Origin of the sequence: Flavobacterium sp. (genome assembly GCF_028712645.1) — a bacterium.
Lineage (GTDB): Bacteria > Bacteroidota > Bacteroidia > Flavobacteriales > Flavobacteriaceae > Flavobacterium.
Genome location: NZ_JAQTPQ010000010.1, coordinates 1 through 13,826 on the forward strand (window position 1 = coordinate 1; position 13,826 = coordinate 13,826).

The 13,826-nt window shown below is 30.2% G+C and carries 15 protein-coding genes and 1 tRNA gene; 10 read left to right on the forward strand and 6 right to left on the reverse strand.

Features of this window, described 5'->3' with window-relative positions; genetic code table 11:
* Nucleotides 1-21: 21 nt before the first annotated feature.
* Nucleotides 22-92: transfer RNA gene (locus PHC28_RS01465), tRNA-Cys, on the forward strand.
* Nucleotides 93-154: 62 nt separating this feature from the next.
* On the opposite strand, the gene PHC28_RS01470 is transcribed toward PHC28_RS01465, so the two are convergent.
* Genes PHC28_RS01470 through PHC28_RS01485 form a run of 4 tightly spaced genes read right to left on the reverse strand, consistent with a single transcriptional unit; the run spans nucleotide 155 to nucleotide 4,426 of the window.
* Nucleotides 155-721, reverse strand: a complete 567-nt coding sequence (locus tag PHC28_RS01470) for a hypothetical protein (protein ID WP_300095963.1) — start codon at nucleotides 719-721, stop codon at nucleotides 155-157.
* Between the two features lie 47 nt (nucleotides 722-768).
* Complete coding sequence (locus PHC28_RS01475; protein ID WP_300095967.1) at nucleotides 769-1,446, reverse strand: LysE family transporter; 678 nt, start codon at nucleotides 1,444-1,446, stop codon at nucleotides 769-771.
* A 43-nt stretch (nucleotides 1,447-1,489) separates the two neighbouring features.
* On the reverse strand, nucleotides 1,490-2,155 hold the full coding sequence (locus PHC28_RS01480) for a head GIN domain-containing protein (protein WP_300095970.1): 666 nt from the start codon (nucleotides 2,153-2,155) through the stop codon (nucleotides 1,490-1,492).
* A gap of 9 nt (nucleotides 2,156-2,164) precedes the next feature.
* Entirely contained in the window at nucleotides 2,165-4,426 is a 2,262-nt protein-coding gene (locus tag PHC28_RS01485; protein WP_300095973.1) for an RNB domain-containing ribonuclease, read from the reverse strand.
* Between the two features lie 108 nt (nucleotides 4,427-4,534).
* On the opposite strand from PHC28_RS01485, the gene PHC28_RS01490 reads away from it, so the two are divergent.
* From PHC28_RS01490 to PHC28_RS01500, 3 genes are all read left to right on the forward strand, one after another.
* A complete protein-coding gene (locus PHC28_RS01490) occupies nucleotides 4,535-4,768 on the forward strand; it encodes a DUF2007 domain-containing protein (protein WP_300095976.1) in 234 nt (77 codons plus the stop codon).
* Between the two features lie 650 nt (nucleotides 4,769-5,418).
* On the forward strand, nucleotides 5,419-5,847 hold the full coding sequence (gene rpiB, locus PHC28_RS01495; RefSeq protein ID WP_300095979.1) for a ribose 5-phosphate isomerase B: 429 nt from the start codon (nucleotides 5,419-5,421) through the stop codon (nucleotides 5,845-5,847).
* A 6-nt stretch (nucleotides 5,848-5,853) separates the two neighbouring features.
* Complete coding sequence (locus PHC28_RS01500; protein ID WP_300095982.1) at nucleotides 5,854-6,765, forward strand: cation diffusion facilitator family transporter; 912 nt, start codon at nucleotides 5,854-5,856, stop codon at nucleotides 6,763-6,765.
* Nucleotides 6,766-6,842: 77 nt separating this feature from the next.
* On the opposite strand, the gene PHC28_RS01505 is transcribed toward PHC28_RS01500, so the two are convergent.
* Entirely contained in the window at nucleotides 6,843-7,106 is a 264-nt protein-coding gene (locus tag PHC28_RS01505) for a DUF1294 domain-containing protein (protein ID WP_300095985.1), read from the reverse strand.
* A gap of 57 nt (nucleotides 7,107-7,163) precedes the next feature.
* Between PHC28_RS01505 and PHC28_RS01510 the strand changes: the two genes are divergently transcribed.
* The 6 genes from PHC28_RS01510 to PHC28_RS01535 all read left to right on the forward strand — a co-directional run bounded on the left by PHC28_RS01510 (nucleotide 7,164) and on the right by PHC28_RS01535 (nucleotide 13,455).
* A complete protein-coding gene (locus tag PHC28_RS01510; protein ID WP_300095988.1) occupies nucleotides 7,164-9,287 on the forward strand; it encodes a Tex family protein in 2,124 nt (707 codons plus the stop codon).
* Nucleotides 9,288-9,326: 39 nt separating this feature from the next.
* The gene (locus PHC28_RS01515; protein WP_300095991.1) at nucleotides 9,327-10,610 is read left to right on the forward strand and encodes an AAA family ATPase; all 1,284 of its coding nucleotides are present in this window, start codon (nucleotides 9,327-9,329) and stop codon (nucleotides 10,608-10,610) included.
* Nucleotides 10,607-11,287 (forward strand): retron system putative HNH endonuclease, encoded by a 681-nt coding sequence (locus PHC28_RS01520; protein ID WP_300095994.1) that lies wholly within the window; start codon nucleotides 10,607-10,609, stop codon nucleotides 11,285-11,287. The genes PHC28_RS01515 and PHC28_RS01520 overlap by 4 nt, the downstream gene beginning before the upstream one ends.
* A 156-nt stretch (nucleotides 11,288-11,443) precedes the next feature.
* Nucleotides 11,444-12,574, forward strand: coding sequence for an ATP-binding protein (locus PHC28_RS01525; protein ID WP_300095997.1), 1,131 nt, complete (start codon nucleotides 11,444-11,446; stop codon nucleotides 12,572-12,574).
* A 42-nt stretch (nucleotides 12,575-12,616) separates the two neighbouring features.
* Nucleotides 12,617-12,919: a hypothetical protein gene (locus PHC28_RS01530; protein ID WP_300096000.1), complete on the forward strand. Its 303-nt coding sequence runs from the start codon at nucleotides 12,617-12,619 to the stop codon at nucleotides 12,917-12,919.
* 62 nt (nucleotides 12,920-12,981) lie between these two features.
* On the forward strand, nucleotides 12,982-13,455 hold the full coding sequence (locus PHC28_RS01535; RefSeq protein ID WP_300096005.1) for a hypothetical protein: 474 nt from the start codon (nucleotides 12,982-12,984) through the stop codon (nucleotides 13,453-13,455).
* An 80-nt stretch (nucleotides 13,456-13,535) separates the two neighbouring features.
* Here PHC28_RS01535 and tatA read toward each other — a convergent pair whose 3' ends face one another.
* Nucleotides 13,536-13,712 carry a twin-arginine translocase TatA/TatE family subunit gene (gene tatA, locus PHC28_RS01540; RefSeq protein ID WP_300096008.1) on the reverse strand — a complete coding sequence of 59 codons (177 nt, stop codon included), beginning with the start codon at nucleotides 13,710-13,712 and terminating at the stop codon, nucleotides 13,536-13,538.
* Nucleotides 13,713-13,826: the final 114 nt, after the last annotated feature.

Below are 13,826 nucleotides of genomic sequence, written 5' to 3' on the forward strand. Positions count from 1 at the left end.
TTTTGCCATCCATTTAATTATGGCGTCGTGGCCGAGCGGCTAGGCTGGGCTCTGCAAAAGCTCCTACTCCGGTTCGAATCCGGACGATGCCTCTGAATTAACCTCTCTTTTTGAGAGGTTTTTTTATGTTTTATTTTATCTAAAATTATATTTTTTATGGAGTATAATTATTAAAGAAATTGAACTCATCAACAATAGGATGATTTCCTGTTTCTTTATTTCTATGTTCAATTTGGTATCTCATATAATCACTATAATTTGAAATTTTACTCCAAGCTTTTGGTGATTTTTCATTAAACATTCCTTTTTGCACATAACTGTCAATAGGTATATGAAAATATTTTGCATTGAGTTCTATACCATTTATTCTTTTCTCACCAAATAACAGCCAATACTTTAAAGTCATATTAATCCATTTTTGAGACTGACCATATGAAAGTTCATCCCAAGTTTTTTTTAACTCATTACACCAAATTTGGTGTTGATTATCAAAGTCTTCTTGATTGATAAATTTTTTTTGTAATCCTATTTTTAAATTTGTTAACAGAAAAATTTCTGCATTATATTTTAATGTTATTCTATTAGTATCTATAATTTTTAAAGTTCTACTAAAATCTAAAAATGCACGTTTTATTCCAGCAAGTTCAAATCCATAAGCTGTATTAAAATAAAGTTTTATAAAAAAATCTTCTTTTTCTTTATCTGTAATTAATGAATTCATTTTTAATTTATTAGTTTTTAAAAATTATATAAATCGTTTATAAGTTACTACTTATCAATCCTTTCCAAAACGTGTTTCAACTTCTCTTTTTCCTTTGGAAACCAGCCTTGAACAATTAAAACAATACCGAAAATCATCAAGACAATACTGATTCCTTTTTTGATTTTAAGAATATTGGTTGGCGTCATTTTATTTTTTAACTGTTTGGCTAGTAGTATTTTAATGCAATCAACAAGGACATAAGATAAAATTACAGAGGCGAAAAAAGTAAACATTCTAGAGTTTTGCATTTCTAATTTAGGGCCAACTGAAATAATTACTGCCAACCAAAATCCCAAAACTCCAATGTTGATAATGTTCAGAAAAAAGCCTTTGATAAATAAACCTAAGTAATCTTTTTTAATAATTTCATTGTCAATTTTATGTGTGTCAATCTTTTTTTCTTTGTGTAATCCTATATATGAAATGACGCCATAAGCCAGCATCAATATTCCTCCAAACATAAAAAGAGCTGAATTATCTTTAAGGCTTGTTATCAATCGATAACTTCCTAAATAAGCAATTGTTATAAATACAATATCGCCTAAAACAACACCTAAATCGAATACTAAAGCCGCTCGAAATCCTTTTATAATACTGGTTTCAAGTAATATAAAAAAAACAGGACCAACCATAAAACTTAAAAAAAATCCCCAAGGAATTCCTGATAAAATATCGTTTATCATTAAAAATAAAATTTGTTAAAAATAGAAAAACAACTAAATATTATTATTTTTCACTAATTGTTCCTCCTAAAATTGTCTTCTGATTAATCTGTTTTGGTTTGCCATAAATGTCTATCGATCCTCCTGCTTTTACCTTTGCATCTACTAATAATGTGGCATAAACTTCGGCTTGGCCTCCTGCAGAAACAGTAACTGTTGTTTGTGAAGTGTGTAAATCTTTCCCGTCAAAACTTCCTCCTGAAGCAATAATTACATTTTGATTAGTTGCATTACCTGATAACTCAATTATTCCGCCGGTAACTGCTCTAACATTTGCTTTATCAACATCTAAATCTAAATTTATTTCAGAGCCTTCACTTGCATCTATAGTAATTATTGTTTGTTTAAAAGTGTGATCGTTTGATACATAAGTTCCTTCGCTAGCTGCGATGGTTTCTATCTTTTTGAAAAATAGTTTAATAATAATATCATCACCAGATAATAATTTTGGAAAAGGCATTCTTAATTTTAATTCTCCATTTTTATTGACAACTTCAACTTCATTTTCCCTGTTTCCAGTAATAATTATTTTATTTTCAGTGGATGGAATTAGTTTTACATTGAGTTTGTCAAATACTTTAACCGAATCAAAATCACCAAGATCTCTCGTTACTTGAGAAAATGCTATTTGAGCTAATAATACAAAAGCTATACTTACTATTTTTTTCATTTTTTTTATTTATTCGTTTCTTCTAATAAAATTAAAATCCAATTGTTTTTTTACTAAATCAGCATTTTTTACTTTAACGTAAATTTCATCACCTAATTGTAATAATGCCTTTGTTGTAGCACCAACAAGTGCATATTGTTTTTCGTCGAAAGTATAATAATCGTCTTTTATTTCTCTGATTCTAATCATTCCTTCACATTTATTTTCGATAATTTCAACAAAAATTCCCCATTCGGTTACTCCAGAAATTACACCCAAGAATTCCTGATCGTTGTGATTTTGCATATATTTAACCTGCATATATTTGATAGAATCTCGTTCAGCATTGGTTGCCAAACCTTCCATTGTAGAACAATGTAAACATTTTGCTTCATACTTTTCTTCATCTACTGATTTTCCTCCATCTAAATAAAATTGCAATAATCGATGCACCATTACATCAGGATAACGACGAATTGGTGAAGTAAAATGACTATAATAATCAAAAGCTAATCCATAATGTCCAATATTATCAGTCGAATATTTTGCCTTGCTCATCGTTCTAATAGCAAGAGTATCTATTAAATTTTGCTCTTTTTTTCCAACAACATCACTCAATAAATTATTCAATGATTTTGAAATATCACCTTTATTTCTGAAATCTATTTTATAACCAAATTTTGCAATTACGGTTTGCATCGCAATTAATTTATCCTCATTTGGTTCATCGTGAATTCGATAAATGAAAGTTTTCTTTTGTTTTCCAATATATTCAGCCACTTTTCTATTAGCTAAAAGCATAAATTCTTCAATCAAATGATTAGCATCTTTCGAAATTTTGAAATAAACTCCTTCTGGTTCTCCTTCACTATCTAAATTAAATTTTACTTCTACTTTATCAAAAGAAATAGCTCCATTATTCATTCTATTTCGACGTAAAATTTGGGCTAAATCTTGCATTTTTAAAGTTGCTGCTACAATTTCATCCGAAACTTTATAAGAACTTCCTGTAATTGAAATTTCTTCTGGAATGGTATTATCTTTTGTTTTTGACGGATTTAATTTTTGTTTTCCTTGTTCGTCAAGAACCCACTTTTCTTCATCTGAATTTTTGTTTTTAGTGTGGGTTTCTATGATATATTGTGCTTCTTCATAAGCGAATCTTTGATCCGAAAAAATCACAGTTCTTCCAAACCATTGATTGACAACTTGTGCAGTTTCGGTAATTTCAAAAATAGCTGAAAAAGTATATTTTTCTTCTTGAGGTCGTAATGAACAAGCAAAATTAGATAAAACTTCAGGTAACATTGGTACTACTCTATCCACTAAATACACCGAAGTAGCACGTTGATAGGCTTCATCATCAAGAATAGTTCCCTCTTGAAGATAATAAGAAACATCGGCAATATGAATTCCAATTTCGTAATGTCCGTTTTCTAATTTTTTGAAAGATAAAGCATCATCAAAATCTTTAGCATCTTTTGGATCAATCGTGAAAGTCAAAGTATCACGCATATCACGGCGATTTTTAATTTCTTCTTCAGTAATAGAAGTGTCAATTTTTTGAGCAAAAACCTCTACTTCTACCGGAAATTCTGCTGGTAAACCATATTCTGCTAAGATTGCGTGAATTTCGGTATCGTGTTCTCCAGGTTTTCCTAGAACTTTAACCACAGTTCCAAAAGGACTATCGGCTCTTTTTGGCCAATCTTCAATATGAACTAAAACTACATCACCTTGCTCTGCTTCTCCTAATTTATCTTTCGGGATAAAAATATCGGTGTACATTTTTGGATTAGCAGTTGAAACAAAAGCAAAATTCTTTTGAATATCAATTACACCAACAAAATCTGTTTTTTTTCTTTCGATAACTTCAATAACTTCACCTTCTGGTCTTCTTCCTTTTCTTCTATTATAAACATAGACTTTTACGGTATCTTTATCTAAAGCTCTGTTTAAATTATTTGTTGGAATAAAAACATCTTCTTCTAATTCTGGACAAACAAAATAAGCTGTTTTTCGTCCAGTCATATCAATAGTTCCTTCGTAATAATCTTGACTAATAGCTTTGATTAGATATTTTCCTGGATCAGTTTCAGTAATTTTTTTTTGTGAAGCAAGAATTTTTAAATCCCTAATAATTTCGTTTCTGCTTTTAGTATCGTCTTTCTCTAAAATAGCAGCTATTTGTTTGTAGTTGAAAGCTTTATTTGAATTTTGTGATAGTATTTTTATAATTTTATTAGAAAAATCTTTCTCTTTATTTTCTGGTTTTCTTAGTTTTTTACTCATAAATGGTTTCTTAAAAGTCTAAAATTACAAAATAGTATTCAGTATAGCGTATTCATCCTCTAGTTTTAAAGAAATAATAACTTTTGTATCTTTATAAAAATTAAAAAAATGGAGGAATTTAAAACCATAGCTATATTCAATTATAATCACGAAATCGTGGTTCTAAAACATCGTTTAGATCAAGAAGGAATTCATTATTTTTTTGAAAATGAAACGATGTCATCGATTGCTCCATTTTATTCAAATGCTTTGGGAGGAATTAAACTAAAAATTCATCCAAACGATTTTGATTCGGTTCAAAATATTTTAGACGAATTAAATACTAATTTGAATATTGTTTAAATTTTAAAGTTGTCAACATCTATTAAAAACAACAAAAAGAAAAAGAAATTTAAATTAATTTTTTAATGGTTATTATAGCGTGTTAATAGTTACAATAACTTTATTTTAAATATCAATATTTTGTGGTTATTTGTTTTTATATATAGTTGTTAACATAGTTTTAGAGATATAAAACGTTCATTTTAAAGTAAATTTAAAAAACAATTAACAACGGTTAATAATTTAAAAACAGATGATTTTGTAAATAAGTTTTATTTAAAATTTTGTTAACAATAATGTTTTTTCTATCAATAACTTTTCTAAAAATTCACCAAACTAAATTTGTTTTTTTCATCTCGATTTTGGATTACGTTTTTATTTAATACAAACAAGAAATACTTCTGAATTTCTATCTAAAGTTATAAACATTAAATGTTAATTTAAGGTTAACTGATTATCAATCATTTACAAAACACTATTAACATTACATTAAATTAACAATTTATTTACATTACACCTTTTAATTTAAAGAAATTAATACAAAATTAATTTTATTAAAAACATAAGTTGTTAATAGCAATGAGGTTGCATATTTAAATTATTTAATCAATATAAATTACAAATCTTCGTTTCTTTCCTTAAATTTGCGCAACTCAACAAATAAATAAAATATGAAAATCTCCATAGGAAATGATCACGCTGGACCAGATTATAAAAAAGCAATTGTTCAATATTTAGAAACGAAAGGATATGAAATTACTAATTATGGAACCGACTTAGAAGCTTCTGTAGATTATCCAGATTTTGGTCATCCTGTAGCAAAAGATGTTGCTGAAGGAAAAGCAGATTTTGGAATTGTGATTTGTGGTTCAGGAAACGGAATTGCAATGACTGCAAATAAACACCAAAAAGTTCGTGCCGCTTTATGTTGGATGAAAGAAATTGCTGTTTTAGCTCGACTACATAATGATGCTAATGTTATAAGTATTCCTGCACGTTATACTTCAATTCAGCAAGCTGTAGAAATGGTTGAAACTTTTATAAGTACTGAATTTGAAGGAGGAAGACATCAAACAAGGGTTAATAAAATTAGTTGTTAAAATATTTTGGAACACAATCACGGTCACATTCATAAAAAAGAAGTACAAGGAAAAAATCTTTTATTTTCGATTATTTTAAATCTTGTAATCACAATTGCCCAAGTTATTGGTGGACTTATTTCAGGGAGTTTAGCTTTAATTTCCGATGCCTTACATAATTTTTCCGATGTTCTTTCTTTGGTTTTTAGTTATTTAGCTTTTAAATTATCTAGAAAAAAAGCCTCAATCAATCAAACTTTTGGATACAAAAGAGCGGAACTAATTGCGGCTTTTGTAAATGCAATGACATTAATAATAGTTGCATTATTTTTGGTTTACGGAGCTACCGAACGTTTTTTTAATCCACATAAAATAGCTTCTGAATTAGTAATTTGGCTTTCTCTTTTAGGAATAATCGTAAATGGTTTGTCTGTTTTAATGTTAAAACAAGATGCGGATAAAAACCTAAATATGAAATCGGCTTATTTGCATTTGTTTACAGATATGTTGGCTTCGGTTGCAGTATTAGTTGGCGGCTTGTTGATGAAATATTTTCAATGGTATTGGGTTGATAGCGTAATGACGTTGATTATTGCCATTTATTTAATAGTTGTAGGTGTTGATTTACTTATAAAATCTACACAAATGCTAATGCTTTTTACACCTGATCACATCAATATTAATAAAATTATTGCTGAAGTACACAAAATCTCAGGTGTTGGTAAATTGCACCACATTCACGTTTGGTATCTTAACGAAGAGGAACTGCATCTTGAAGCCCATCTGGATTGTCAGGAAGACATAAAAATGTCTGAATTTAATGAAATATTGCATAAAATAGAGCACGTTTTATTCGATAAATTCCAAATTAACCACATCAATATTCAACCTGAATATAAAAGGGAAGAAGTTTCCAAGGATTTTATTGTTCAGGATTAGATTTTACAAAAAAAGGGTGCTTTGCACCAAAAATTATATAAGCTCGGTCGAAAACCGGGCTTTTTTTATAATGATTTTCAATGGTTTAAATATAAATAACCTGCCAAAAGTTGCATAACTATAATTAACCAAAATTTTAAGAGATAGCTTTTTTTAGAAGTTTTATGTCTAAAAATAAGCATCGCTAAACCCGAACCAATCGTTCCTCCAAAGAAAACAAAACTTAACAAAGGACGTTCTGAAAATCTTCGTTTTTGGGCTTTTGCCAAATGTTTGTCATAAGCTGTTAAGGTAAAAGCGATTCCGTTCAAAATCAAAAAATAGCAGAATAAAATATTCATTTAACTAAAATTAAGTTTCAAAGATATTATTTTAGCTGTTCGAAAAATAATCCAAAAATGACCAACATACAATTCATAGCCAAGTCTGTACAAACAGCAGCCATAAACATTCAAAAAACAGTCGAACTTTTGCAAGAAGATTGCACCATTCCGTTTATTTCCCGTTATCGAAAAGACACTACAGGAAATTTGGATGAAGTTCAAATAGAACAAATTGCCAAACTTCAAAAAGATTATGAAGTTATTGTAAAGCGAAAAGAAGCAATTTTAAAATCGATTGAAGAGCAAAAAGCATTAACGCCAGAATTGGATAAAAAAATCCAAGAAAGCTTTGATTTGCAAGAGTTGGAAGATTTTTATTTGCCATTCAAAAAGAAGAAAAAAACCAAGGCCGATGTCGCCCGTGAAAACGGATTGGAACCTTTGGCCAAAATCATAATGGCTCAAGGAAATGAAGATGTCGATTTTATTTCGACCAAATACATCAATGACAATGTGATTAACGAAGATGCTGCTTTGCAAGGAGCACGTGACATTATCGCCGAATGGATTAACGAAAACATTTATGTTCGTAAACAGTTGCGAAGACTTTTTCAACGAAAAGCAACCATCACGACCAAGGTGGTAAAAACAAAAAAAGACGAACAAGATGCCCAAAAATTCAATCAATATTTCGATTGGTCAGAACCTTTGACAAAAGCACCTTCACACAGATTGTTGGCGATGCTTCGTGCCGAAAACGAAGGCGTTATCAAGTTTAAAGTAGAAGTAGATATTGACGAAGCCTATGATATTATTGATGAATTGGTTTTAAAAGGTCAAAATTCAAGTACGCCACACGTACAATTAGCCATTGAAGACAGTTATAAAAGATTGCTGAATCCAGCTATTTCCAATGAAGCTTTGCAAGAAGCCAAAGCGAAGGCTGATGTCAATTCGATTCAGGTTTTTGCTAATAATTTGGGACAATTATTGCTTGCGCCACCTTTGGGAGAAAAACGAATTTTAGCCATTGATCCGGGATTTAGAAGCGGTTGCAAAATAGTTTGTCTCGACGAAAAAGGAGATTTGTTATACAATGAAACCATTTATCCGCACGCGCCACAAAATGAAACAGCAATGGCGATGAAAAAGATAAAATCGATGGTCAATGCGTATTCAATCGATGCTATTTCAATCGGAAACGGAACAGCTTCACGCGAAACGGAATTCTTTATCAAAAAAATCGCTTTCGACAAGCCGGTTCAGGTTTTCATCGTTTCAGAAGCAGGAGCATCGGTATATTCCGCCTCGAAAATTGCGCGAGAGGAATTCCCTAATTATGACGTGACGGTTCGTGGTTCGGTTTCTATTGGAAGGCGATTGTCGGATCCTTTGGCCGAATTGGTAAAAATTGACCCGAAAGCAATAGGAGTGGGACAGTATCAGCACGATGTGGATCAAACGAAACTCAAAGAAGAATTAGACAATACGGTAATTCGTTGCGTGAATTCGGTTGGAATAAATATCAACACGGCGAGCAAGCATTTGTTGAGTTATGTGAGTGGAATAGGAGAGAAGTTGGCCGAAAATATCGTGCAATATCGCTCGGAAAACGGTCCTTTCGAGGATAGAAAACAGCTTAAAAAAGTGCCTCGTTTGGGAGAGAAAGCCTATCAGCAAGGAGTTGCATTTATCCGAATTTCGAATGCTAAAAACCCGCTGGATAATTCAGCCGTGCATCCTGAAGCTTATGGAATTGTAGAGAAAATGGCAAAAGATTTAAAACTTTCCGTAAATGATTTGATTGCCAATAAAGAGAAAACGGCTTTAATAAAACCAGAGAATTATATCACACCAGAAATTGGTTTATTAACATTAAAAGATATTATCAAAGAACTCGAAAAACCTGGATTAGACCCAAGAAAATCGGCTAAAGTTTTCGAATTTGATCCGAATGTAAAAACGATTAAAGACTTAAAAACTGGAATGGTTTTACCCGGAATTGTCAACAACATTACCAATTTTGGTTGCTTTGTAGATATTGGAGTTAAAGAAAGTGGATTGGTACACATCTCTCAGCTCAAAGCAGGCTTTGTAAGCGACGTAAATGAAGTGGTGAAGTTACACCAACACGTTACCGTAAAAGTCACGGAAGTAGATGAAGATAGAAAGAGAATTCAGTTGACGATGGTTTTGTAAACGAAAATCTTCGTATTTTTGTTACTAATTGAAAATAAAATGGAAAAGAAAAAAGTAGTTGAACAGGAAAACAAAGAGCATTCTTATTTCTATTCTTTAGAATTAGAAGGTATTAATTGTTTTAAAGACAAACAAACTTTAGATTTATCTGATGGGAATGGCAATTATTCACCTTGGACAATTATTTTGGGAGATAATGGTACCGGGAAAACTACTTTGTTGCGGGTTTTAGATAGGATGCAGCCAGTAGAAGCCACGCACGAAAATCAATTATTTTCAAATCCTAAATTTGCTTTTGAATTTATTTTATCAAATTCAAAAATAGATAATTCAAATGCAAAGCTATTTATTAAAAAAAATGATTCTAATGCTTTTCTATCTTTAAGATTAAAAGATGGAATTGCTAAAATGCTAGGCTATAAAGAAGTAAATTCTTTCTTGATTTCTTATGGAGCATCTAGAAGAATGAGCAAAAGCACAAGTCTTTCTCAATTAGAGGAAAGTAAAAATAAAATCACTTCTCTTTTTGACGAAAGTATTGATTTAATAAATTCCGAAGAATGGTATTTGCAGAAATATTTAGCATTTTCGACTAGCGAAAGTGGTATTAAAATTAAATTAAAGCAACAATTAGATTTGATTTCTAAAATTTTAATCGATTTTTTACCCGATGTTTTAGGTATTCGAATCAAAGAAATTAAAACTTTAATCGAAAAAGCGTCTTTAGAAGTAAAAATCAATGAAAATGAATGGATAAATCTGCGAGATTTAAGTTTTGGTTATCAAACCTTAACAGCTCTAATTGTTGATATTGCTTCCAAAATGATGGAACAATATCCAAATAGTGATAATCCATTAGAAGAACCTGCAATTATTTTAATTGATGAAATCGATTTGCATTTGCATCCCAAATGGCAACGAACGGTTATCAATAAATTATCAGAACATTTTCCTAAAGCGCAGTTTATAGCTACTTCACACAGTCCGTTGATTGTACAAGCTGCTTTAGACAAGAAAGCCAATATTGTGGTTTGTAGAAAAGAGGGAGATAAAGTAATTATTGATAATGATCCAGACGAAGTAAAAGGCTGGAGAATAGATCAAATATTAATTTCGGATTTATTTGAAGTTGAAAGTCCAAGATCTAAAACTACACAAGAAATGCTAGATGAATATGTGATTTTGAAAGGGAAGTCAAAACTTACTAAAAAGGACAAAGAAAAAATAGAAGAATTAGCTCCAAATATTGAAAAAGCATATCCAAATTCTACATCTGATTTAGATGATAAATTATCCAAATTTGCTGAAAAATATTTAAAATGATACAGGTAGCTAGAACAAATAAACCAGATGTTTTAGATCAAAATGCTGAAAATTGGACAATTGAATATTTGAAAGCCAAACAAATTTATGAAGAATCAAAAACAGCCGAACACAAAAAAAACTTTCAAAACATAGAAAAACGCTATAATCAAAGTGAGGTTAAAGATTCTTTAAAAGTAATGTTTAAGAAGAAATGTGCTTTCTGCGAAAGTCATATAACTCATATAGATTATGGACAAATAGAGCATTTTAAACCAAAATCAAAATACCCTGACTTATGTTTTGAATGGAATAATTTTTTGATTTCGTGTCCAATATGTAATGGTAAATCAAATAAAGGAGATAAATTTCCTTTAGAACAAGAAGGTGGACCGTTTATTAATCCCGTTGATGAAAATCCAGACGATTTTTTGAAATTTGAGTTTGATGAGATTACAAAGACTTTTTTAATTTTCCCCAAAAATAATAGAGCTGTCACTACAATCAAAGAGCTTGGTTTAAATAGAGATGATTTGGTAGAAAACAGAACAATTGAATTATCTAAAATCATTAATGTTCTTGAATTGGTTTTAGATAGAAATCAAAATGAAATTCTGCAAAAATTTATTGATACATTTTCTGAAAAGGATCAGTATTTTGCTTTTATTAAAACTATTTTCGAAAAGATAGAAAATTAGAACAGTCAATCGAAATAGAAAACGAATCCAGTTGACGATGGTTTTGTAAAATGTTTATTTCCGTCACTTAATTGACGGAAATTAATAAAATTACGTCAATTAATTGACGGAAATAGATAAATAAGCTATCTTTGTGCTGTTTAAAATCTAAATTTTATGGAAATAGACAGATTGGCACTTGATTTAGTTTTGCGAAAAATACAAGCCAACAAAGTAATTGTACTATTGGGAGCAAGACGAGTGGGCAAAACCGAACTTATTAAGAAACTCATAGAAAAAGTAAATGAGAAAGTACTTTTTTTAAACGGAGACGATATAGAATCGCATAATTTATTAGAAATTCAGAGTACGGCAAATTTTAAAAGATTGCTTGGAGATACCAAATTTTTGATAATTGATGAAGCACAAGAAATACCTGCTATTGGCAAAAAACTAAAATTGATGGTGGACACTATCGAAGATTTGAAAATTTTGGTAACGGGTTCTTCAGCGTTTGAAATAAACAATCAATTAGGAGAACCACTGGTTGGACGAATGAAAACAGTTAATTTATTTCCAATTTCACAAATAGAATATGCAAAGAATGAAAATTTACTCGAAACCCGAAATAACCTCGAAGACCGATTAATATTGGGAAGTTATCCCGAATTGAGCCATATTACAAATCGAGAAGATAAAATAAGTTATTTAAAAGAATTGGTAAACACCCAATTGTTACGTGATATTTTTGCTTTTGAAGGCATCAAAAAGAGAGACAAAATTATTGCGTTGCTCCAGATTATTGCCTTTAGAACGGGTAGTGAATTATCACTCGAAAGTGTGGGGCGTGATTTGCAAATCAGCAAAAACACCGTCGAAAAGTATTTGGATTTATTTACCAAAGTATTTATAATTTACAGCGTGTCCGGATTCAGTAGAAATAGAGACAATGAAATCACTAAAATGAAAAAATGGTATTTTGTGGATAACGGTATTCGAAATGCCATTATCAATTCGTTTAATCCATTAAATAGTAGAGAAGATGTTGGTAAGCTTTGGGAAAATTATTTGAATTCAGAAAGAATAAAAAAAATGAGTTATACCGAAAATTTTGTTCACGACTATTTTTGGCGCACCCATACCAAACAAGAAATAGATCGAATAGAAGAAAAAGACGAAAGGTTGTCGGCTTTTGAATATAAATACGGAAAAGCAAAAGCAAAAATTCCAACTGAATTTGCAAAGTCGTATCCAGAAGCAAGTTTCGAAATCATCAATCAAGAGAATTATTTAGATTATATACTTTGAAAACGAATCCAGTTGACGATGGTTTTGTAAAAACAGTTATCTTTGTTTTATGAAGAAAGAAATAACCATAAACGACTTTTCGAAACATCTTTTTTGGGATGTGGATTTGAATTAAATAAATACCAATCATTTTTTATACAAAGAGTTTTGGAATATGGAAAAATGAAAGATTGGAATTTAATTAAAGACTTATATGGAATGGAAGCAATTAAAGAAGCGTCTTTAAACGCAAGGTCTTTAGATGCTGTTACACTTTCATTTGTTTCAACACTATTTAATATCAATAAAACTGAATTCAGATGCTTCAAACACAGACAGTTGTTCCAGAACTTATGGAACTCTTAAGAAAATTAATGAAAGTTGAATTTTTTTCGAATTTTTATTTAGTTGGAGGCACTTCATTATAGTTGCAAATTGGACATAGAAACTCAATTGACATTGAGTTATTTGGAAAACAAGAAATAGATCCAGAATTATTTACAAATTTATTGAATAATTATGGAAAAACTGAGGTTACGAAAAGCTCAAAAAACATTTTAATAACCGATGTTGCAGGAATTAAAGTTGATTTTGTAAATTATCAATATAAAATTTTAGATAAACCACTTGAAATAGAAGGAATTAGGATGCTTTCAAAAGCTGATGTTGCAGCAATGAAACTAAACGCTATTGCTGGTAGAGGAAGCAAAAAAGATTTTACTTTAAAACAAATGATGGGATTTTACAACGAAAAATATTTTGATGGTTCAGAATTTATGGTCTTGAAAAGTCTATATTATTTTGAAGAAGCGGATTCGCAACCACAAACCAAAATGTTCAAAGATTTCAACTGGGAAAGCTGTAAACAAAAAATAATTGAAGAAGTCTTGAAATTACAATAGGTTCAATAAACTAAAATTCCAAACCCATAAACGAAATTGTTTGGAGTTTGGAATTTTTTTCCTTTTAAAATTAAAGAAATTTATTCTTTAGTTTCGTCTGCTTTTTTATCAGCTGGTTGATCGTCTTTTGCAGCATTTTTGAATTCTTTAATTCCACTACCCAAACCTTTCATTAATTCTGGAATTTTTTTACCTCCAAAAAGCAATAAAACAACAGCTAATATAACAAGGATTTCCGTTACGCCTAATCTTCCCATAATTAAATAATTTATTGCCGAAGCAAATTTGTAATAAATATGAAGGCAAAGGTATATAGAAATACTTTACCTAAATTCATTTTAGCCTAATTATTTAGTTTATGATGCGTTAAA